This window comes from Corallococcus sp. CA041A, assembly GCF_003612075.1.
Classification (GTDB): Bacteria; Myxococcota; Myxococcia; order Myxococcales; family Myxococcaceae; genus Corallococcus; species Corallococcus exiguus.
This window is the reverse complement of the sequence record NZ_RAWF01000593.1, coordinates 1-577: the sequence shown is the minus strand read 5'-3', so window position 1 is coordinate 577 and position 577 is coordinate 1. Positions and strand designations below refer to the sequence as shown.

Annotated in this window: 1 protein-coding gene; it reads left to right on the top strand. The window is 60.1% G+C overall.

The features are described from left to right. Positions 1 to 357 precede the first annotated feature (357 nt). Positions 358 to 576: a hypothetical protein gene (locus tag D7V77_RS42370; RefSeq protein ID WP_120581765.1), complete on the top strand. Its 219-nt coding sequence runs from the start codon at positions 358 to 360 to the stop codon at positions 574 to 576. The last annotated feature ends 1 nt before the right edge of the window (position 577 follow it).

Genomic DNA, 577 nt, shown 5'->3' with positions numbered 1-577 from the left:
CCGAGCAGAAGGGCTTCCTGCAGGCGCAGAAGCAGGTTCAGCTCGAGTCCCAGATCATGAGCACCATCACGAACCTCATGAAGAAGATGGACGACATGGCGATGGCCGCCGTGAACAACCTGAAGTAATCCTTCCAGGTTGTTGGTTTCGCTCCGGCCCCGTGCTGGTGCCCTTCCAGGGTACCGGTTCGGGGCCGGCGGCGTTTCTGGCCTCCGTCTGCGCGGCGGAAAAGCGGGCCGGGGCTTCCCGGGGAAAATGATCGCGGAAAACCCTTAGGAAACTCCCGCCCCCCTTCACCGATAATCTTTTTGTAGCTGGTGCCGCACGAACTCATCCCGCCGTACCAGGAGAACTCTCATGGCCACGATCGACGTCTTCAACACCGCAGTGAACACCGCGAAGAACACCACTGGCACGGCGATGGACAAGATGATCGCCGCGGCCCCCGCGGAGCAGAAGGGCTTCCTGCAGGCGCAGAAGCAGGTTCAGCTCGAGTCCCAGATCATGAGCACCATCACGAACCTCATGAAGAAGATGGACGACATGGCGATGGCCGCCGTGAACAACCTGAAGTAGT